Genomic DNA, 19,678 nt, shown 5'->3' with positions numbered 1-19,678 from the left:
CCACTCCTCCACGAACCTGTTAACCCAAGGATCCACGGCCTTGAAGCCCAATGACACGGGAAACAAAGGCTCCAAGGGTCCGACGAACCAGGAAAGAGATCTTCATGAAACTGCGCCGCGCCCTGTCGGTCTCGGCCGCGACGGCCGCCCTGCTCCCCATGGCGATGGCCACCGCGCCCGCCTCCCAGGCAGCCCCCGCCGCGAAACTCCCGAAGTGCTCCGACCTCGACACCGGGGAGCACCACAACACCTTAGTGGGCCGCTCGTTCGGCATACCCAAGTCGATCGCTCTCGGCACGCAGTGGACGACCTACACCGTCACGCTCACCAACGCCTCGGCGAAGGAGCTGAAGTCGTTCGAACTCAGCGCCAAGCTGGGCAGTTATGTCTACAACGAGGGCGAGCGCGACCTGAGCCCGTACGGCGATCTGCAGTACTGGGACACCTCGCAGCGCGCCTGGAAGACGCTGCGCCAGGCCGATGGAAAGGCCCGCGGCACCATCCCCGGCCCGAAGACGCTGAAGCCCCGCGAGTCCGTCCACGCGCAGCTGCGGTTCAGGGTGAGTAAGGACCTGCCCATGGACCACGCGTACGACGCGTTCACCGGCCTCACCGGTGCCTTCACCGACCGCTACCGTGACACGGACTGCACGGCCGAGGTCGACGAGGTCGGCGCCTTCTCCCCCCGCGAGGGCTGAAACCCGCGGGTAGGGACTGCCGCCGTCGCGGCCCGACGGCGGCAGTCCCTAGATGAATGAGTCCGGGAATGGCTGCGGCAGTATCCGTATCCGGCGTGACGGCGAACGCTTCCCGCCGGATGCCGGTTTGCCGCAGGCTCATTCAAACCCACGGCCTTCGTACTGGTCATGTGCCTCTTTGGTCGGAGCACAGGATCAGACGAAGGCCGTGTTCACATCCCCGGAATCCTCGTACGGGCCATCAGGTTCGGGGAATCGTTCGAGCTCAGACTATGAAGAACAAGCTCAGCGCATCCACTCCGAGTAGAAGTTGGGGAGGCCGGGCTGGGGGTCGCTGACGCAGGTGGCCTCGTGGTACTTGGGGTTCTGTGACAGGTCACTCTGCATCTGGTCATAGCACTTCTGCCAGGAGTCGAACGACTCGCCACCGACCGCCTGCCAACCGTCACCGGGCGGAGGGCCGGCGGCGAAAGCGGCCGTGGCCGTCAGCGGCACAGTGACCGCCGCGGCACCGACGGCGAGACCGAGAGCGATACGGGTGCGCCAGGACTTCATGAATTCCTCCATTGTGTTTTCGGATCTTTCTACGCACAGCTCTCCTGGAGAGGCACCGCGGCCAAAGCCGCCTGCTCTGTGCGTAGTTCACTGGGTTTGATGCACGCACTGGGCCACTGGCACAGGTTGACGTTCGTCATGGTCAGGCCGTGCATGACGCATGGTGTGCGTGCGTGCGCAGATCGCTTCCGTCGCTGTGGCGGTGGGGCTGCCCCGCAGGAGGTGGCTGCACCGCCGCAGCCGGGCGGGTCTTCACTTGTGGGAGCTGATCACACCGCCGGCGCTGAGCACGATGTACACGCCGTTGGCGTCGACCCCCACGTCGTGCCCCTTCGTCTCCAGCGTGGCGGCCACGCCCTCGAAGCCGATGATCTGCGCGCGGTACCGCAGCTCGCCGACCTTCGTGACCTTGGCCTGCCAGCCGCCCGCGAGCTTGAAAGTGCCCGGTCCCTGGTGCTCGCCGCCCATCCAGGAGTGGACCTCGCCGCCCATCGTGAGCACGACGTACATGCCGTTCGCATCGAGCCCGGCGTCGGCGTCCTGCTCCGTCGTCTCCATCGTGGCCACGACCGAACCGTCGCTGACGATCTCGGCGCGGTAGCGCTGGGAGCCGAGGTCGTAGATCTTGGCCGTGCTGCCGTCCACCAGGGTCTGGGTGCGGACCGGGGATCCCGTCTTGGCCCTGGCGGACTGCGCGCCGCCCGGCTGCTTGCCCGCAGCGACCGACCTGATGCCGATCTTGGCATCGGGGCTCTCCTTGCCATCGGAGCTCTGAATTCCGGACCAGCCCGCGGCGGTGGCCTTGGCGGCGGCAGAGCTCGTGTGGCCCGTGGACTTCGCGTCGGCGGCGTCCGAGCCGGAGCAGGCGGTCAGGGTGAGGCCGGCGGCCGCGACCAGGGCCGCCGCGGCCATGCGCAGGGTGCGGCGACGAGCGGTGCGGACAGTGGCGCTGGAGCTCATTACTGGGGTCCCCTGGGGCAGTCGGTGTCGTTGTCTCTTCGGTACGTCACCCACTTTGGTCTGGGCCACTATCGAGATGCTGTCGCTCCACTAATAGCCGGCTAACACGGATGCGGTTCGTGAGCCCACCGCAGGTGATGGATCGCCGTCACGGCTGCGCTCAGCAGGAACGGTTCGGGCGCGATGCCGCATACCGGCGGGCCGAAGTGGGCGGACAACAGCCGTAGTTGGCAGGCGCAGCCGTGCGCGCTTCAGACGCGAGGTGGGTACATCTGCTGCTGGGATTGACCCTCACGTTGCGTGAGGGTGGACGATGCGGTGCATGAGTGACTTCTTCAACGCGTTTGAGATGAGTCCCGTGCCCACCCCGGGGCCGGATGCGGTTGCGCCGGAGCTGTTTCGTGGCATCTATGGAATGCCGGCGTTCGTGACGATTCCGACGTCCGATCTGGCCGCGTCCACGGACTTCTGGGTGCGAGGGCTCGGATTCTTTGAGTTGTTCAGCATTCCCGGCCAGGTGGTACACCTGCGCCGGTGGGCGTTCCAGGACGTGTTGCTCGTCCCCGCAGAGGGTGTTTCTGCGCAGACACAGGTGCCAGCGATGAGCGTGAGTTTCTCGTGCGTCCTGAGCGAGGTCGATCAGCTCGTCGAGGCATGTCGTGGACTCGTTGCCGATAGCGTTACCGGCCCGCGTGATACTCCGTGGAACACTCGCGACGTCGAAGTGATCACGCCCGAGCGGGCGCGGGTCGTGTTCACCGCGGCGAAGCGCCTCGTTCCCGGCAGCCGGGAGGCGCGCGCTCTCGAATCGGTCGGGATCGTCGCCCCGAAATCAACGGGTGAAGGCGACAATGGCGTTCATGACTGATCCCGAGCTCGACGGCGGTCTCACGGTGGGCACGGCCGCCCAGCTCCTGGGGGTGACCGTCCGCACGTTGCACCACTGGGACGAGATCGGCCTGGCATCGCCGTCTGTCCGCACCACGGCCGGGTACCGCCGCTACACCGACGCGGACCTGCAGCGACTGCATCGGATCGTCGCCTATCGAGAGATCGGTCTCGGACTGGATGCGATCCGCGGGGTTCTCGACGACGCGACCACCGAGATCGGCGCCACCTTGCGTGAGCAACGCTCCCAGCTCGCCGAGCGGATCCACGACCTGCAACAGCTCGACGAACGCCTGGAACGGATGGCTGAGGCACACGAACGCGGAATCCTCCTGAGCGACGAAGAGCAGTCGGCAACGTTCGGCCCGGGCTGGGACCCGCGCGGATCGGGGCAGGCCCGCGTTGTCTGGGGAGACTCCCCGCAGTGGGCGCAGTTCGCCGAACGCTCCGCTTCCCGCACGCACGAACAGTGGCGGTCCCTCTACGAGGCGATGTCCACGCTCCAGCGTGATCTGGGCGATGCGCTGGACCAGGGCGTCGCTCCGGGCAGTCCGGAGGCGAACGCGCTCGTCGAGCGCCACCGCAAGGTCTTCTCGAACTTCTTCCCGCTCACGCGGCAGATGCAGGTGTGTCTTGGGCGAATGTTCGAGTCCGACCGGGGCTTCGCGGCCCACTACGACGGCATTCGTGCCGGGCTTGCCTCCTGGTTCCGGCAGATCATCGACGAGGCCGCTCGCGCTCACGGAATCGACCCCGACACGGCGACCTGGCAGTAGTAGCCCCGCACCCACGTCAGCTCTCTCCGCTCGATCGCACTCGTCGCGGTCGGCGGTCGGCGACCACACTCCGACGGCTCTTCCTGTCTGCGTCCGTTGACTGGGCGCCAGTCAGGGGGTGCACCCTGCGGGACTATCCGAGCGAGCTCTTCACCACCTGAGATGTGTCTCCTGCGGACCGTGGTCCGTGGATGTACTGGTCGGCCCAGGCGCTGATGATGTGGGCGGCTCGCTGGGCTTGTCCTCGGGCGGTCAGGAGATGGTCTGCTCCTTCGAGTGAGACGAAGCTTCGCGGGTGTCGTGCCTCGCGGAAGATCTCTCCGGCGTTGGCGATGTCGACGGTGTTGTCGGTCGGCGAATGCAGGACGAGCAGCGGCAGGTCCAACTCGCCGATCCGGTCCCGCAGGTGAGCACGGCGGACGTCTTCGACGAAGGCGCGCTTGAGGACCAGGGTCCTCCCGCCGACGAACCACTCGTGCGACCCTTCGCTGAGCACGCGATCCACGACCGCGTCGTACTGCCGCTCGACGTGGCTGGGATCGACCGGCGCCCCGATCGTGGCGACCGCGCGGACGCCGGTCGCCTCGGCCGCCGCGGCGAGGACGGCGGCGCCTCCCCATGAGTGCCCCACCAGCAGGTCCGCCGGGGTCCCGCGCTCCGCCATCATGGCTGCGGCACGGATCGTGTCCTGGACCTTGACGGTGAAGGAACCGTCTCCCCAGTCGCCGTCGGAGTCCCCGATCCCGAGGTTGTCGAAGCGCAGCATGCCGATCCCCTCGCGGGCCAGCTGCTTGCTGACACGCGAGGCGGCCGGTGAACCCTTGCCGAGGGTGAATCCGTGTACGAAGATCCCCCAGCCGCGGATCTCGCCGTCCGGCAGGTCGATCGCGCCGGCCAGTTCGGGGCCGACGACGCTCGGGAATCTCACTTTTTCGCTCATGTTGTGATCACCTAGGCAGGGGCTGTTCGTGGAGCAGGAAAGACAAGGGTGCCACCGGCCGGCGCCACGCGCGCGCTCCGGGTAGGGGAGCGGCGAGCGCGGGGCCTGCCGTGATCGGCGCGTCAGGCGGTCGGCTTCTGGTCGGAGGACTGCGCGGTGGTGAGCAGTGCGGTGATCTCCTCGGCGAGGTGCGGGCCGAGCTCGCCCCAGCCGTCCTTGTAGCCGTAGACGCCGGCCAGGGTGCGAGCCTCGTAGTCGCCGTTCATGATCTCGATGTCGGTGGCCGTGATGAGCGCCGGGTGGGCGACACCGACGGCCGCCGAGACCTTCATCAGCTCCTTGCGGAGGGTCCGTAGGTAGACAGCGGCCCGGGTGGCCTTCGAGGCCGGGTCGAGGCCGCGGGCCAGCCACGGGCTCTGGGTGGCGATGCCGGTGGGGCACTTGTCGGTGTGGCACTTCTGCGCCTGGATGCAGCCGATCGACAGCATCGCCTCACGGGCCACGTTGATCATGTCGGCACCCAGAGCGAAGGCGACCGCGGCGTTCTCGGGCAGGCCGAGCTTGCCGGAGGCGATGAACGTCAGGTCGTCGGTCAGCCCCCGCTCGGCGAAGGCGCCGTAGACCCGCGAGAAGCCCATCCGGAAGGGCAGCGACACCGAGTCGGAGAAGGTGAGCGGCGCCGCCCCGGTGCCGCCCTCGCCGCCGTCGATGGTCACGAAGTCGACACCACGGTCACCACGCGCCATCAGCGTGGCCAGCTCCTGCCAGAACTCCATCTCGCCCACCGCGCTCTTGATCCCGACCGGCAGGCCGGTCTCGGTGGCGAGCAGTTCGACGAAGTCGAGCATCGAGTCGACGTCGCCGAACGCGGTGTGTCGCGACGGGGAAGCGCAGTCCTCGCCGAGCGGGATGCCGCGGATCTCGGCGATTTCCAGTGTCACCTTCGCGCCCGGCAGCATTCCGCCCAGCCCGGGCTTGGCACCCTGGGAGAGCTTGATCTCTATCGCCTTGACCGGAGCGCCGGCGACCACGTCCTTGAGCTTGTCGATGTTGAAGCTGCCGTCCTCGTTGCGGCAGCCGAAGTAGGACGTACCGATCTGAAGGACGAGGTCGCCGCCGTTGCGGTGGTACGGCGAGAGACCACCCTCGCCCGTGTTGTGCAGGGTGCCCGCCAGCGCCGCCCCCTTGTTGAGCGCCGTGATCGCCGCGCCGGAGAGCGATCCGAAGCTCATCGCCGAGATGTTCACCACGCTCGCCGGCCGGAACGCCTTGGCGCGCCCGCGCGGCCCGCCCAGCACCTTGGCTGACGGCAGTGGGGCCTGCGGGTCGTGCAGGTCGGGCAACGTGCCGGCGAACGTGCGCTGCTTCAGGTACGCGTGCCCCTGCATGTGCTCGACGTCGTTGTCGGTTCCGAACCCGAAGTAGTTGTTCTCCCCCTTCGCCGACGCGTAGATCCAGGTGCGCTGGTCACGGCTGAACGGGCGCTCCTCGTCATTGGAGGTCACTATGTACTGCCGCAGCTCCGGCCCGATCGTCTCCAACAGGTACCGGGCGTGCCCGAGCACAGGGAAGTTCCGGAGCAATGCGTGCTTCTTCTGGACAAGGTCACGAGCGGCCACCAGTGCCAATGCTGTTGCGGTGGCCGTGGCGATGCTCCGGGCTCGCATAAACCTTCCTCTCCTCGATGCTCGACTCCATTGCCATGCGATGGAGTCGTCGTGCCGGGCGTTGGGCGGCGGGCACGACCCAGCGGGCGTCAGCGTTCGTCGGAGAACGCCAAGTGATATTAGGGGCTCGCCCGGAGAGAGGGTTGCGGGTGGGGTGGTCTTCCCAGTGGTGGGTGGTCCAGGCGCGTCAGAACGGGCTATGCACGGTGACGCTCGTGTAACACGGCGTAATGTCTGAGTGTCGGCCGAGCCGGGCGAGGCAAGGGCTGCTGGACGGTCTCGTCGAGAGCTGCCGAATACAGGCCAGCTTGCCGAGCCCGGGGTTCGGGAGATGGGCGAGCAGGGCGGCGACACCAAGATCTACTTGGGTAGACGGAAGTCCGGAACTCCCCGGTTCTGGTGCGCCATGGGCATGAGCTGCTCAGCTCCACGTTCCGGGCCGCATTGCGTGCCAGTTCGTCCTCTCCAACGACGTGCCCGGGTGGGGCTGTGTATTGGTCTGTCCGGGTGATAGTCGAGTCAAGAGGGTGGTGTTCCATTGGCCATTTCGGGTTAATGGTGGTGACCGTTTTCCGGTGGGTTGCCCATCTCTCCGGGGAGAGATGGGCAACCCTGCGGTGCGCCGGTGCGCCGGTGCGTGGTACGTGTCGGTGTGTCCTCTCTCTGTCCCGGTGTGCAAGCGGTGATCCGGTTCGCGTATTCCGGCGCCGTGTGACGCGGGCCCCGGTGGGAGTTCTTGGGCGGCCCTCTCAGCTGAGAGAGGTTTGTCATGGAACCGACTACGGGTTGGTTGGGAGCTCCGGCGGTGGCCGGCGGGGTTCGGCCGGTTGTACCGGCCGGTGGATCCGAGGTGGCCGCTGTACGGGGGCTTGTGGCCGCGCCGTTCAGTGCGGCGTTCTCCACGGTGACGATCCCGGCGGGCACGACCCCGCTGGCGGTGGCGGTGGCGCAGAACGGCAACGTCTACGTCGGCAACGCCAATTCGGCCAACGTGACGGTGATCAGCAGCACCACGAACACCGTCCTGGCCACCGTCCCCGCCGGCTCAGACCCAGCCATGATTGCGGTGGCGCCGAACGGCAACGTCTACGTCACCAACCAGAGCTCGAACAACGTGACGGTGATCAGCAGCGCCACCAACACCGTCCTGGCCACCGTCCCCGTCGGCGGGGGCCCGTTCGCGCTGGCGGTGGCGCCGAACGGCAACGTCTACGTCGGCAACAGCACCTCCAACAACGTGACGGTGATCAGCAGCGCCACCAACACCGTTCTGGCCACCGTCCCCGTCGGCGCGGTCCCGGACGCGGTGGCGGTGGCGGCGAACGGCAACGTCTACGTCGCCAACCGGAACGCGAACACCGTGACGGTGATCAACAGCGCCACGAACACCGTCCTGACCACCCTCCCCACCGGTGGGTTCCCGGGCTATGCGGCGGTGGCGCAGAACGGCAACGTCTACATCGCCAACCAGACCTCGAACAACGTGACCGTGATCGACAGCGCCACGAACACCGTCGTGGCCACCGTCCCCGCCGGCACGGTCCCGGGGGTGATCGCGGTGGCGCAGAACGGCAACGTCTACGTCACCAACACCGTTTCGAACAACGTGACGGTGATCAGCAGCGCCACGAACACGGTCCTGGCCACCGTCCCCACCGGCGGGGGCCCGTTCGGGGTGGCGGTGGCGCCGACCGGCAACGTCTACGTCGGCAACAGCAATTCCAACAATGTGACGGTGATCAGCAGCACCACGAACACCGTCCTGGCCACCGTTCCCGTCGGCGCTTTCCCGTTCTCGGTGGCGGCGGCGCAGAACAGCAATGTCTACGTCACCAACGCCAATTCGGCCAACGTGACGGAGATTTCGCCGTTGACGGTGACGACCTCGCCGGCGTCGCCGGTGTGCGGGCAACCGGTGACGTTCAGCATTTCCGGGGGGACTCCGAACGGGACAGCGGTGGTGAACTTCGGGGACGCGAGCCCCACGGTCACCGTCCCTCTGGACGCCACCGGGAGCGGGCAGACCACCCACACCTACACCGCCGGTACGTTCACCGCGACCGTGAACGGCAACCCCACCCCCGTCACCGTGAGCCCCAACCCCACAACGACGGCGCTGTCGGTGACGCCGAACCCCTCCACCTGCGGGCAGAGCGTGACCGTGTGCGCCACCATCACCCCGGCACCAGGCACCACCTCGGTGCCGACCGGTACGGTCACCTTCACCCTGCCCAACGGCCAGACCCAGATGGTCTCCGTGGACGCATCGGGGCAGGCCTGCTTCACCACCACCGCCCTGACCACCGGCACCCTCACCGCCGGCTACGGCGGTGACAGCTGCTTCATCGGCTCCACCACCAGTACCCCCGTCACCGTGAACCCCACCCCCACAACGCTGACCGCGCAGCCAGGCACGATCCGGCTCCGGCTGACCCCGCTGCCCGAGTTCTACATCCCCACCCTCAGCGCCACTCTGACGACCACCTCGGGGATGCCGGTGGCCGGTCAGCCGGTGACCTTCACCGCCGCCACGCTCTTCGGCCCGGTCAACCTCGGCACCGCCGTCACCGACGCCAACGGCACCGCCACCCTCCACAACGCCATCGTCCCCGTCTTCGCCGTCGCCACCCCCTTCTACACCGCCTCCTTCCCCGGCACTGCCTGCTACACCGCCGCCACCGGTCACGGCGTCCTGCTGTTCATCCCCCTCCAGGGCTGATCTCACTGGCTCCGAAACCCCATGTCACCTGGTCTGCTGCGACGGGAGGAACACGCCGTGGTCCGACTGGACGAGTCGGCCGACCAGTCGAGGGGTTTGGGACACGTGTGGATTCCAGCGGCGGGGCTCCGGCCGTGAGGGCGGCTCCAGCATCGGCACGGTGATCGGCAGACCACGGCGCAGGAAGGGCGGGAGAACAACCCGACTCCGCGCTCGCGAGCTGAGCTTGGAGGGTGCCCCAGCGGCGGCGGTGTCTGACAAATGATCACGGCTCACGGAGCCAGAGGATGAGCGATGCCTGACGCCGGTTGAGACGGCCGAGGACTGTCGGTGGCTGGTGGCAGGATCGCTGATATGAGCCTTGTTCGTACCACTCCGCCGCGGCCGGTCGACGTCGCCGCGGTCTTTCCCGAGTTGGCGCCGTTGGCGCGGGCGGCGATTCGGCTGCATCCTCGCGCCGGGTCGCCTTCGGTGTTCGAGAGTTCAGTGGGGGGTCCGTTGTTGTGGCCCGCTGATGAGCCGTGGCCGCACTGCGACGGCTCGCACCCGGGCAGCGGCATGTCCAGGTCACCCGCAGAAATAAGGCTGGAGCGGCGCAGGCTGGCCCGACTGCACCGTGATCCCCACGGCCCTCAGTACACACCCGAGGAGGAGGCGATCAAGGAGCGGAACGACGCGGTGTTCATGGAGCGGCTCGACGCCGGCCCCCCGTGGCCCGCGGAGAGCCCGGTCCCCATGCTGCCCGTGGCCCAGCTGTATCTGCGCGACATAGCCATGTTGCGGCCGCCCGGCGGGGCCGATCTGCTCCAGGTTCTCTGGTGCCCCTACGACCACGAACCGGATCACAAGCCGTCGACCGCGCTGTTCTGGCGAACCGCCGCCGCGGTGGTCGACATCCTCGCCGCACCGCCGGAACCGTATGAGGCGGACTACGACGGCTACGTGCCGGAGCCGTGCCTGCTCGCGCCAGAGCAGATCACCGAGTACCCCAACAGCCTCGATCTGAGCGCGGAGTTGCGGCAGCTGGTGGGGGACTGGAGCAGATGGCAGGCAGCTGACGTCGGCGTGGACAGCTCGTACGCGGACTATCCGACGGAGTTCTATGACGGTGAGCTGGCTGACGCTCCCGGCTGGAAGGTCGGCGGCTGGCCCCCGTGGGGCCGCACCGACCCGTATCGCCGATTCTGCGCTGTCTGCGACGCTCAGATGGTTCCGCTGCTGACCATCGCCTCCTTCGAATGGGACGGTGGTACGCGCGGCTGGGCGCCGTACGAGGATGCGGCCGCCGCGTTCGCCGCCGGTCATGCCGCCGGCCAGAACCCCACGCAGCCGACCGCGGTCGAAGTCGGCAGCACTGACAATCTGCAGCTCTATGTCTGCCCGGCATCCCCGGAGCATCCGCACACCGACCTGATCCAGTGAGCTGTCGCTGAGCCCTCTTTCGCGAGGCCGCACCCACCGCAACAGCTCTGGGCGGGGCTCGAGATCAAGCAGCCCGTCGTTACTGGAGTTGGGCGGCCTACAAGGCCGTCATCGCCCGCACCCGGGCGGCCCTCGCCGGGATCGGAACCACCGAGCCGTAGTGGTGGGCCCTCGCGTAGGTGGCGGGCGCCGACACCGTCGGCGCACGAGTGGCGCTCTAACGCTTCCTCGGGCACGATCGCGGCTTTCTGCCGTGTGCGGCTCTCCGGGGTGCACCGGCCTCACGTTTCTCAACTTTGCGACCTCCCAAGGCTGAGCAACATTATTTTTCTCATGGCTTTCCGGCCGCTTCGTCAGGTAGAAAAGAGGTGGCAGTGAAAGGCATTGCCGCGTAGAACAGGGGGAGGAATTATTATGGCCTCTGAGAATGTATTCATGGATGACGCCGAGAACCTGATCGCCGGCTACTCGACTTACGCGACGGCGGAGGAGCTCGAGGCGGACATGGGTGACCAGGCGCCGGCGAACACGCCGTCGGTCGTGGTGACCAGCACCATGGCCTGGAACTGCTGACCGGCACAGTGCAGGCGGGCCCCGGTGCGAGCAGGACGCACCGGGGCCCTTTCTTGCGGTGGTGTTCTCCGGGGGGGCGAGCGGCGTGTCCCGATGCCACTCCGGGTGACGGGAGGTGCGTCTCAACCGAATGCGGCGGCCAAGTCAGCAGGCTGCTCGGCCCCGATGACGACGCCGGTGAAGCGGGCCGGTGCGTAGAACTCCTGCGCCATGTTCACGACGTCGGTGCGGGTGGTGTCTCTGAGGGCCGCCACATGGCCGTGCAGCCATTCCGGGCCGAAACCGCTCGCCATAGAAGTGAGGAGAAACTCCGCCATGCCTGCCTGGGATGCCGCGCTGGCGGCGGTCGCGCCGATGATGAATTCACGGGCCGCGTGAATTTCCGTGGACGACGGCGGATCGGCCGCGAATCTCCCCAGTTCCGCCTGGATCTCGCGGAGTGCGGCACCGGTGGTGCGGGTGGCCGTGTCGGCCTGGACGAGGAGGAACGTGTTGCCACGGTATTCGTCGAGGGTGGCCGATGTGCGATAGGCGATTCCCCGCGCTTCCCTGATGCCGAGCGCCAGCCGCGATGAGAACGATCCCCCCAGGGCGCAGCCTGCCAGGCTGAGGGCGGGGAACCGGGGGTCGGACTGGCCGAAGGCGGGGGCCGCCAGCAGGATCTGGGACTGGACGGCCCCGGGGCGGGGGACGGACGCGATGCCTCTTCCGGTGATTGTCGGCGTGCGCGCCGGGCCGATGTCGGCGCGCACCGGGGAGGGCCACTGCGAAAGCTCCGCCGGCAGGTTCCCGATCGCCGCTTCCGGGTCGAGATCCCCCACCAGGACGAGCACGGCGCCCTCTGTCCCCATGAGGGGGGAGTGGAGGGCCGTCAGGCGCCCGGCGGTCACAGCGGCGAGGTCTTCATCGGACGGCATGAGGCGGTGGAACGCGTCCCCGTATGCGTGGGCGAGCAGAGCCTCTCGCGCGTGTGTTGCCGGCTGGGCACGCGTGAGTGCGCTGTGCGCCGCCACTCTCCGGACTGCCGCGCGGCATACGTCGTCGTCGTACCGACGTGGTGTCAGGGCGGTGGCCAGGCTCTCCAACAGGGGGAGAAGGCCTGCGGCCGACGTCGTACCGGAGAGGGTGAGGCCGGTGCTGTCGAGCCCGGCGGTGAGAGCGGCGCCCGGCCAGTTCGGTGCGCGCCCGTGCAGGAGAGCGCGGGCGAGTACCTCTCGGAGGGCCGGCGGATGGTTCGGACCCGTGGGCAGAGGGATCCGTAATCTGACTTCCACCAGGGGGACCGAGGGAGCCTTGACGGCCACCACCCGGAGCCCGTCGCCGAGGACCGTGTCCGACCAGGGGGGCATGGGGAAGTGCTCGTCGGGACCGAGGGCGGGGAGTAGGCGTGGCGTACGCGGCGGATTCATCGGAGCCCTCCGGGGACGAGGGTGAGGACGCCCCGGTGCTGCCCTGCGAGAAGCTCGGCGGCTCGGGAGATATCCGGGGAGTCGAGGGTGAGCAGTAGTCCGGGGAACTCGTCGACGAGCTCGGCCCGTCCGTGCAGGACTTCGTACGCGCCGGCGTTGCGGACCCGGGTCAGCAGAGTGTCATGCGCACGGAGGATCTCCCGGTTCGCCCGCGCGCCCGCCTGCCGCAGGTGTCCCGGATCGGGGCCCCGGCCGGCCAGCTCCTCCAGTTCCCGGTCGACGGCGTCGAGGACCTGCTCCACGGAATGTGGCTGACGGTGCGTCACCGAGACGCCGAAGGTGTCCGGGAAGTGGGCTTGGAACGGGCCGAAGAAGCCGCAGTGGGTGCGGACCGATGCCGCGGCACCCGTACCGTCGACCAGGGCCCTGCGCAGCCGGTGCCCGAGCAGCCGGGCCAGCAGTACGTGCGCCAGGTAGGCCCGCTGTTCGGCCTCCGGGTCGGGCAGCCGGTAGCCGACGGCGACCGCCGGGAGCGGGGCGAAGGGGTCGTGGTGCGTGCCGTGCCGGTCCGTCTCCGGTGCGGGCTCCGCCTGCCGGGGCCGCGCCGCACCCGGTCGCGCCGGCAGGTCGCCGAAGTGGCGGTCGACCAGGGCTGCGACCCGCTCCGGATCGAACCGGCCGGTGAGCGTCAGAACGGCGTTGCCCGGGGCGTAGTGCGCGGCGAAGAAGTCCTCCGCCTCCTCCACGGTCGCCCGCTCCAGGTCGGCGAAGTGGCCGTATCCGTCGTGGGCATTGGCGAACTCCCGGTAGAGGACCTGCGGCAGAAGGGGCCAGGGGAAGCCGCCGTACGGCTTGTTGGTGACGTTGAGCCGGATCTCCTCCTTGATGACCTCGATCTGCGTCCGCAGGCTCTCCTCGGTCAGCCGGGGCCCCCGCATCCGGTCGGCCTCGAGGAAGAGGACCCGCTCCAGAGCCCGCGGCGGGACGGCCTGGAAGTACTCGGTGTAGTCGGGGTGGGTGGCCGCATTGGCGACGCCGCCGCTCGCGTTGACGATCCGGTGGTGGTCCGACCTGCCGACGTTCTCGCTGCCCTGGAACATCAAGTGCTCGAAGAGATGGGCGAATCCGGAACGGCCCGCGGGCTCCGACCTGTACCCCACGTGGTAGTGGACGGCGATCTCGGTCACGAGAGCGGACGGTCTGGGGTCGAGGACGGTCCGGAGGCCGTTGTGCAGCGTCAGCCGGTGCACGGGGTGCTGCCGTCGTTCTCTCCCGTGTCGGCCTCGTAGACGGAGACATGGCGCGTGCTGCGGAAGGTGTAGGGCTGCCTCGTCCAGTCCTCCCAGCGTTCGACCAGGCGCAGGCCGGAGAGCTTGGCCAGCAGGTCCAGCTCGAAGGGGAAGGCGTACCGGAGCAGATGGCGCTTGGTCTCCGGCGGTCCGCCGTCGAGGATGGTGTGCGTACCGAGCATGATCTGCTGGGAGCGGTCCACCATCAGGGTGTTCAGCAGGACGCCGTTCTCGCCGAGTGGCTGCATGGAGAGTTCCTGCTTCTCCATGGTGTGGTAGACGGCGGGGTCGAACGCTTCGAGGATGAAGCGGCCGCCGGGCGCCAGCTGATCGGCGGCGTTCCGCATGCAGCCGAGCTGCTGCTCCTGGGTGATGGCGGAGAAGAAGGTGTTCATCACCACCGTGATGACATCGAAGCGCAACCCTGTGCTCCGCTCGGTGAAATCCCCCAGCACGGTGGACACGGCACCCTTGGCGTCCTGCTCCTTGAGCTTGGCCAGCATGGCCTCGGAGCCGTCGATCCCGTGCACCTCGAAGCCGCGCTCGGCGAGCGGCAGGGCGATACGTCCCGTCCCCACGCCGAGTTCGAGCACCCGGCCGCCGGGCGGGGCGAGGTCCGCGATCAGCCCCACGGCCTGCTCGGTGTCGGCCGCGACCGGATACATCTGGTCGTAGACCTCGGCCAGCTTCTCGTCGTAGTGGGCGTGATCAATACTCATGTCGTCCTCGGGGTCATCGGGAGTCCGTCCGCACACAGCGCGGGGGCGCCCTCGGTGTCGATCAGGTCTGCGGCGAGGTCCAGGTGGTGGCGGAGGTCATCGGCCCATCCGACGTACGCGGCGAAGTCGTGCGCGTGGGTGAGCACGCGCAGCGCCGCCATCCGGCCCGCCCTCGCGGTGTCGAAGGAGCCGGTTCCGTATCCGGCCAGGAACTGCCGTGCGGCGTGGGCGCAGTGTGATGACGCCTCGGGGTGTGCGGTGAGATGACGCAGCCGGAACTCGGCCAGCTCGCCGAGGAGCCAGCCGATGTCGTACTCGGGCGGGCCGGCGGCGAATTCCTCGCCGGCCAGCAGTGTGCCGCGGCCTGATGCCCCGCCCACGGCCGCCGGAATCAGCGAGCCCATGCTCACCCCGCCGCACAGGAATACCGTGTCGGCCCGGTCCGCGGCGGCCTCCTCGCACCATGTCCGCGCGCGCTCCCAGCGCTCCGGGCCGAGCCGTGCGCGCGCCGCGGTGTGGAGGGTGGGCCCGGCTCCTGGCCCCTTCTCGCCGTCCAGCCAGAGCGAGAGCCGCGCGGCCCCGGCGGGCTCCCGGGCGGCCCACGCCTTGGGCAGAGAAGTGTGCACCCGGTGCAGCAACTGCCCTACTCCATGGATCAGTTGACTCAGCCCGTGCCACCCGGCGTTGTCGGGTCCACCCGCGAGGACATGTCCCGCCGACCGGGCAGCGCCGGCCGGGTAACTGCGTCCTGCCCCGACCGGCAGGCCGAGGTTCAGCACGACCGGTCCACCGGACAGCCCTGCCACCGCCTCGCGGATCGCGGGCGTCACGGGTGAGAACGGCCGAGGGCGCCGGGGGCCGGGGGACCGCACCCAGACATACGGTTCGTCGCTTTCCGGGCCGCTGGCAGCGATCCTGGTGGCGAGATACCCGGTGGCGAAGGCGGCGCGCACCGTGCCCCCGGGGGCGTCCGTGGGCGCGGTCACGGTGCGCCTCCGCCGTTCCGCAGGGCCTCCGCGGCCTCCACCAGCTCCGGCAGCGGAGCGGCGACGGCCGCGTCCATCCGGCCGGTGGTGGTGCTCAGACCGGGCTTCGGCGGTACCACGACGACGTTGCGGTGCTCGGCGAGCGCCCGGCAGTGCCGCCGGTAGGCCACCGAGTCCACCCCGCCCGGCGGCAGCGCCGGAGCAACGACCACGGGTGCGGTGGTGCATTGCAGCGCGAGCAGCACCGGGGTGTCGGCGCTACCGAGGGCGAACCTGGCGAGGAAGTTCATGCTCGCCGGATTGACGATCACCGTGTCCGCCCACTCGGCCAGTTCGACGTGGAGCGCCGTGGCTGTCGGCCCGTCGGGCCAGCTGTCGACGAGGATGTCCCGGCCCACGACGGGAGCCAGGGCTCCGCGGGCCACGAAGCGCTCCGCGCTGCGGGTGACGACGACGCGGAGCTCCAGGTCCGGGTATCCGGTGCGCAGCCACTTCATCCAGAACGGCGCGTGCGCGACGCTTAGGGCACCGGTGCCGACGTACAGGAGCCTGCGGGCCGCGAACGGCGGCAGCTCCGCGCCCTTGCGGCCGCCGGTCATCCGAGACCTCCGGCACTCGCGATATCGCGCAGGTCGCGGCGGGCGGCGGCCTCGCCTTCCGTGAAGTGGACGCCGGAGAGGTTGAGGATCACCTCGTCCACCCCTGCGTGGTGGAACCGGCACAGTGCGGCGGCGATGTCGTCCGGGGTTCCGGTGAGGAAGACCTCCGACTCCACGAGGGCCTCCGCGCCCTTCACCGGCTCACCGGGGTCGGCCTCGACCCCGGCGCGCCGCAGCATGTCGGTGTAGTGGTCGGTGGACAGATGCGCGCCCACCGCTGTGTACGCCGCCCGAGCGGGGTTGCGGCCGGGCCGGCTCACCGCCGCGTGCACGACAGCGGCCACCCTGGGAACCTTCCGCCCGCGTTCGGCGGCGCCCGCCTCCATCGCGGGACGCAGTTGCTCCGCGACGTAATGGGGCGGGGTGAGCCAGGTGATGGCGACGTCGGCGAAACGGCCTGCGGTCCTCGCCATGCCGGGGCGCAGCACGCCCAGCCCGACCTCGGCGGGCGGGGCGGCGAGGCGCGGGAGGCCGGCCGTGAGCCGGTACTGCTCGCCCTCGTGCTCCACGGTCTCGCCGTCGAGGAGCCTGCGGACCACGGAGAGGTATTCGCCCATGGCCTTCAGCGGCCGGTCGAAGGCCTCACCGAGGAACGACTTCTGGAACTCCACCGACCCCGGCCCGTAGCCGGCGACGAGGCCCGCCCCGGACAAGGCGCTCAGGGTCCTGGCCTCGACCGCAGCCTGGTAAGGGTGGCGCAGCGGAGCCAGCGCGATGCTCGTGCCCAGTGGCAGGCCGGGGACATGGGCGGTGAGGGCCGCCATGGTCAGGTGGGAGTCCAGCCGCAGCGACTGGCCGAACCACAGCCGCGTAAAGCATGTCTCCTGGGCGAAACGCGCGAATTCGACGGCCGGACCAATGGCGTCCGGCTGTGCGGGATACATGAGGGAGAGTTTTCCCGCGACTCTCTCAACCACGATTTTCCACCTTCTTCAGTCGCTGGAGGCGCCAGGTGTATGTGCGACGCGGGATGTCGAGGACCAGACAGAACCTCGAGATGGGGATCCCCAGCTCTTGACGTATCAACTCGAGGTCCGAGAAGGGATTCCGTGATGATTCCCGACCCGTCGCCACGTCATCAGCTCGACGTATGCCTCTCCGAGTGCGATCTTCAGATTCCGCACTTCATGCCGGAGTTTCTGCTCCTGCAGGGAGGGCGGCGCAGACGTCTTCCCGCTGCCCGCCAGCCCCTCCGTGCCGCTGTCGATGAACTGTCTTCGCCAATTGGCTATGGATTGTTCGGACACTTGGGAGAGCTGTGCCGCCTCTGCCGCCGTGCGTTCCTTCGACAGCACGGAGAGCACGATCTTTGCCTTCTCCTGCGGTGGCAGCACCGGGCGCCGTGCCATGAGTCACACCCCGCCTTTTCCGTATGAGAGTTCAGGTGAATCGATGTTCCGTGAGATTTCGAGTGGGTCTGTTCCGGCGGCCGTGAATGCCTCGGCGACATACGTGTGGCGCCGTGTGCCCGCGGGCTCCCGCCGGGACGCCAGCAGGCCCTCCGCGAGGGCCAGCGCCCGGTGCTGGCCGAAGCTCAGCCCGGCGTGCCCAGGCCTCCGGTCGTGCGGCTCCCAGCCGGCGGAGACCCCCGGAGCCAGCATCTTCGCGAACGGCGAGACCCCGGGCGCCAGCCCGGGTGCCCCGGACAGCTCCTCGACCAGCGCATCCAGTGCGGGCCAGGCATCGCTGCCCAGGTAGACGACGAGGGAGTCCCGGCGCGGCAGGAGCCGAGGGGAGGAGATGACCTTTGCCCGGTACGGGACGGCCGCCGCCTCCATCCGGGCCAGCACCGATCGCCAGATCCCGGTGACATACCGCGCCTCCGCGATATGGACGTAGACGCGGAGCAGCGGCCCCCTGGACGGCCGTCCCCGCGAGCCGTCGACCAGGAAGAAGCCGGGGGACAGGGCGGGACGGGCGGCGGGCAGCCGGAGCACGTCCTCGGCCGGGTCCACGGCCGAGGACGGAACGGTCACCCGCACGCCGTCGATCTTCGCCACGAGGTGCCCGCCGGCCGCCCTCGCCGCCGCGGCCGGGTAACGCGTCGTCCCGTGGGGGACCGCGGCCGCCAGGGCCGCCTCAGTGGCCGGGTCGCGCAGCCGCTTCGGGAGCGGGCCGTCCTCGGACGGCAGCCCGGCGTGGAGGTGTTCGTACAGCAGGTTCGCCAGTTCGCCCGTGCACTCCCGCAGCGATTCCCCCTGGACCGTCCGACCGCCGAGCTCGACGGTCAGACCGTCCTCGGCGACGACGGCATCCCGCAGGACCGGATGCAACCGACGGCATATCCGCTCGGTCGTGGCTGTCATCGACCGTCCCCCAGACCCAGCGTCCTGACGAATTTCTCGGGGTGCACCAGCGCAGCCCTGCCGACTCCCATCGCCGCCCGGGTCGCCGCGGACAGCCGGGAGCTCTGCTCCGCCGCGCCGAGTGCGCGGTCGATGAGATGCCAGCCGGCGAAGGCTGTGGCGCGGACCGCCAGCCCGCTGTCGACCGCTGCCCGCACGCTGCGGTAGCCGGTCCAGAACTCCGCGATGCGGGGCCGCAAGCGGGCGAGTTCCCGCGTTCCCGTCGCCACCAGTTCCTCGTGTGACGGGCCGCGGTCGATCCGGCCGTGTTCCGTGCGCCCACCGGTGAGTCCGCCGAGCGCCCGGTGCAGCCACTCGCCGGCGAAACTCCCCACGTCACGCGCCGGGTCGGCCAGCCGGAACTCCTCACCGTCGATCAGGTGGAGCAGGCCGCCGGCCAGCAGGAACTGGTCCAGTCGCAGATCGCAGTGGACGGGGCGCCGCTCGGCGGCCGACTCCCACCGACGCAGCCTCGCGAGCGCCGCGCACAGTTCGCGGTCGGCGTGGACGATGTTCCACAGACTCACTTCGGCGAAGCTGAGGTTCAGGAACAGCGGCAGGGGCAGCGCGTCGCACCAAGCGACGTTGGGCAGCGCGGGGGCCGAGGTGTCGAGGGCGGGCGCCGTGCCTTCGGTGGATGCACCGTGCAGCAGCCCGACGGCCCGCCCGGCGCGATGGGACAGGTCCTCGTCGAACGTGTCCCGCTCCGCCAGCTCCGTCCCGTTGACGGCGTCCGTCAGCAGCTCCGTCACGATGAGCGGGGCGGCTTCGTCGTGACCGAGCACCGCGGGGGTCAGCAGTTCCTCCCGGCCCACCCGCCCGACCGTCGCCTCGAAGGCGAGGGAGCGCCTGATCTGGCGCTCCGCTGTCCCGGCGCCACCCAGCACCCGCTTGACGAACACGGCGACGCCCCTGGAGGTGACGCCCACCCAGTTGTCGTTGCGCCCGATGAGGGAGGCCACGTCCGGGTCGGCGAGTTCGCCCAGGCCGATGCGGCCGAGGAACTCGTTCACCCCGGGGGCGTCCCGGAGCGCCACCGGGTCGAACGTCGTGCGCACGGGGACTCCTTGTCG

The 19,678-nt window shown here is 69.2% G+C and carries 19 protein-coding genes; 6 read left to right on the top strand and 13 right to left on the bottom strand.

What is annotated here, in order from left to right; genetic code table 11:
- Nucleotides 1–104 precede the first annotated feature (104 nt).
- Nucleotides 105–698, top strand: coding sequence for a hypothetical protein (locus tag AB0G84_RS24900; RefSeq protein ID WP_361324776.1), 594 nt, complete (start codon nucleotides 105–107; stop codon nucleotides 696–698).
- A 285-nt stretch (nucleotides 699–983) separates the two neighbouring features.
- Here AB0G84_RS24900 and AB0G84_RS24895 read toward each other — a convergent pair whose 3' ends face one another.
- Both AB0G84_RS24895 and AB0G84_RS24890 read right to left on the bottom strand, forming a co-directional pair.
- On the bottom strand, nucleotides 984–1,253 hold the full coding sequence (locus AB0G84_RS24895; RefSeq protein WP_361324773.1) for a hypothetical protein: 270 nt from the start codon (nucleotides 1,251–1,253) through the stop codon (nucleotides 984–986).
- 252 nt (nucleotides 1,254–1,505) lie between these two features.
- Nucleotides 1,506–2,213 (bottom strand): hypothetical protein, encoded by a 708-nt coding sequence (locus tag AB0G84_RS24890; protein ID WP_361324770.1) that lies wholly within the window; start codon nucleotides 2,211–2,213, stop codon nucleotides 1,506–1,508.
- Nucleotides 2,214–2,535: 322 nt separating this feature from the next.
- Between AB0G84_RS24890 and AB0G84_RS24885 the strand changes: the two genes are divergently transcribed.
- Both AB0G84_RS24885 and AB0G84_RS24880 read left to right on the top strand, forming a co-directional pair.
- Nucleotides 2,536–3,081 (top strand): VOC family protein, encoded by a 546-nt coding sequence (locus AB0G84_RS24885; RefSeq protein ID WP_361324767.1) that lies wholly within the window; start codon nucleotides 2,536–2,538, stop codon nucleotides 3,079–3,081.
- On the top strand, nucleotides 3,074–3,877 hold the full coding sequence (locus AB0G84_RS24880; RefSeq protein ID WP_361324764.1) for a MerR family transcriptional regulator: 804 nt from the start codon (nucleotides 3,074–3,076) through the stop codon (nucleotides 3,875–3,877). Before AB0G84_RS24885 ends, AB0G84_RS24880 begins: the two co-directional genes overlap by 8 nt.
- A gap of 133 nt (nucleotides 3,878–4,010) precedes the next feature.
- Here AB0G84_RS24880 and AB0G84_RS24875 read toward each other — a convergent pair whose 3' ends face one another.
- On the bottom strand, nucleotides 4,011–4,817 hold the full coding sequence (locus AB0G84_RS24875; RefSeq protein ID WP_361324762.1) for an alpha/beta fold hydrolase: 807 nt from the start codon (nucleotides 4,815–4,817) through the stop codon (nucleotides 4,011–4,013).
- A 122-nt stretch (nucleotides 4,818–4,939) separates the two neighbouring features.
- Entirely contained in the window at nucleotides 4,940–6,484 is a 1,545-nt protein-coding gene (locus AB0G84_RS24870; protein ID WP_361324760.1) for an FMN-binding glutamate synthase family protein, read from the bottom strand.
- Nucleotides 6,485–7,334: 850 nt separating this feature from the next.
- Between AB0G84_RS24870 and AB0G84_RS24865 the strand changes: the two genes are divergently transcribed.
- The 3 genes from AB0G84_RS24865 (at nucleotide 7,335) to AB0G84_RS24855 (ending at nucleotide 11,198) form a co-directional block, all read left to right on the top strand.
- Complete coding sequence (locus AB0G84_RS24865; protein ID WP_361324757.1) at nucleotides 7,335–9,203, top strand: Ig-like domain repeat protein; 1,869 nt, start codon at nucleotides 7,335–7,337, stop codon at nucleotides 9,201–9,203.
- 354 nt (nucleotides 9,204–9,557) lie between these two features.
- Nucleotides 9,558–10,625 (top strand): hypothetical protein, encoded by a 1,068-nt coding sequence (locus tag AB0G84_RS24860; protein ID WP_361325013.1) that lies wholly within the window; start codon nucleotides 9,558–9,560, stop codon nucleotides 10,623–10,625.
- A gap of 435 nt (nucleotides 10,626–11,060) precedes the next feature.
- Nucleotides 11,061–11,198, top strand: coding sequence for an LxmA leader domain family RiPP (locus tag AB0G84_RS24855; protein WP_361324754.1), 138 nt, complete (start codon nucleotides 11,061–11,063; stop codon nucleotides 11,196–11,198).
- 122 nt (nucleotides 11,199–11,320) lie between these two features.
- Here the strand turns inward: AB0G84_RS24855 and AB0G84_RS24850 are convergent, their stop codons facing one another.
- The 9 genes from AB0G84_RS24850 to lxmK form a co-directional block, all read right to left on the bottom strand.
- The gene (locus AB0G84_RS24850) at nucleotides 11,321–12,115 is read right to left on the bottom strand and encodes an insulinase family protein (protein WP_361324752.1); all 795 of its coding nucleotides are present in this window, start codon (nucleotides 12,113–12,115) and stop codon (nucleotides 11,321–11,323) included.
- Between the two features lie 488 nt (nucleotides 12,116–12,603).
- Nucleotides 12,604–13,857 (bottom strand): pitrilysin family protein, encoded by a 1,254-nt coding sequence (locus AB0G84_RS24845; RefSeq protein ID WP_361324750.1) that lies wholly within the window; start codon nucleotides 13,855–13,857, stop codon nucleotides 12,604–12,606.
- The gene (locus AB0G84_RS24840; protein ID WP_361324747.1) at nucleotides 13,845–14,615 is read right to left on the bottom strand and encodes a class I SAM-dependent methyltransferase; all 771 of its coding nucleotides are present in this window, start codon (nucleotides 14,613–14,615) and stop codon (nucleotides 13,845–13,847) included. The genes AB0G84_RS24845 and AB0G84_RS24840 overlap by 13 nt, the downstream gene beginning before the upstream one ends.
- Nucleotides 14,612–15,601 carry a hypothetical protein gene (locus AB0G84_RS24835; protein WP_361324744.1) on the bottom strand — a complete coding sequence of 330 codons (990 nt, stop codon included), beginning with the start codon at nucleotides 15,599–15,601 and terminating at the stop codon, nucleotides 14,612–14,614. Before AB0G84_RS24835 ends, AB0G84_RS24840 begins: the two co-directional genes overlap by 4 nt.
- Complete coding sequence (locus tag AB0G84_RS24830) at nucleotides 15,598–16,200, bottom strand: flavoprotein (protein WP_361324742.1); 603 nt, start codon at nucleotides 16,198–16,200, stop codon at nucleotides 15,598–15,600. The genes AB0G84_RS24835 and AB0G84_RS24830 overlap by 4 nt, the downstream gene beginning before the upstream one ends.
- Nucleotides 16,197–17,144 carry an LLM class flavin-dependent oxidoreductase gene (locus AB0G84_RS24825; protein ID WP_361324739.1) on the bottom strand — a complete coding sequence of 316 codons (948 nt, stop codon included), beginning with the start codon at nucleotides 17,142–17,144 and terminating at the stop codon, nucleotides 16,197–16,199. Before AB0G84_RS24825 ends, AB0G84_RS24830 begins: the two co-directional genes overlap by 4 nt.
- A 138-nt stretch (nucleotides 17,145–17,282) precedes the next feature.
- On the bottom strand, nucleotides 17,283–17,609 hold the full coding sequence (locus tag AB0G84_RS24820) for a transposase (RefSeq protein ID WP_361324736.1): 327 nt from the start codon (nucleotides 17,607–17,609) through the stop codon (nucleotides 17,283–17,285).
- Between the two features lie 3 nt (nucleotides 17,610–17,612).
- Nucleotides 17,613–18,566, bottom strand: a complete 954-nt coding sequence (locus AB0G84_RS24815) for a T3SS effector HopA1 family protein (protein WP_361324733.1) — start codon at nucleotides 18,564–18,566, stop codon at nucleotides 17,613–17,615.
- Nucleotides 18,563–19,663 carry a class V lanthionine synthetase subunit LxmK gene (gene lxmK / locus AB0G84_RS24810; RefSeq protein ID WP_361324730.1) on the bottom strand — a complete coding sequence of 367 codons (1,101 nt, stop codon included), beginning with the start codon at nucleotides 19,661–19,663 and terminating at the stop codon, nucleotides 18,563–18,565. The genes AB0G84_RS24815 and lxmK overlap by 4 nt, the downstream gene beginning before the upstream one ends.
- Nucleotides 19,664–19,678 lie beyond the last annotated feature (15 nt).

The organism is Streptomyces sp. NPDC020742, assembly GCF_040641675.1.
GTDB lineage: Bacteria > Actinomycetota > Actinomycetes > Streptomycetales > Streptomycetaceae > Streptomyces.
This window is presented reverse-complemented; position numbering and strand designations above follow the sequence as displayed.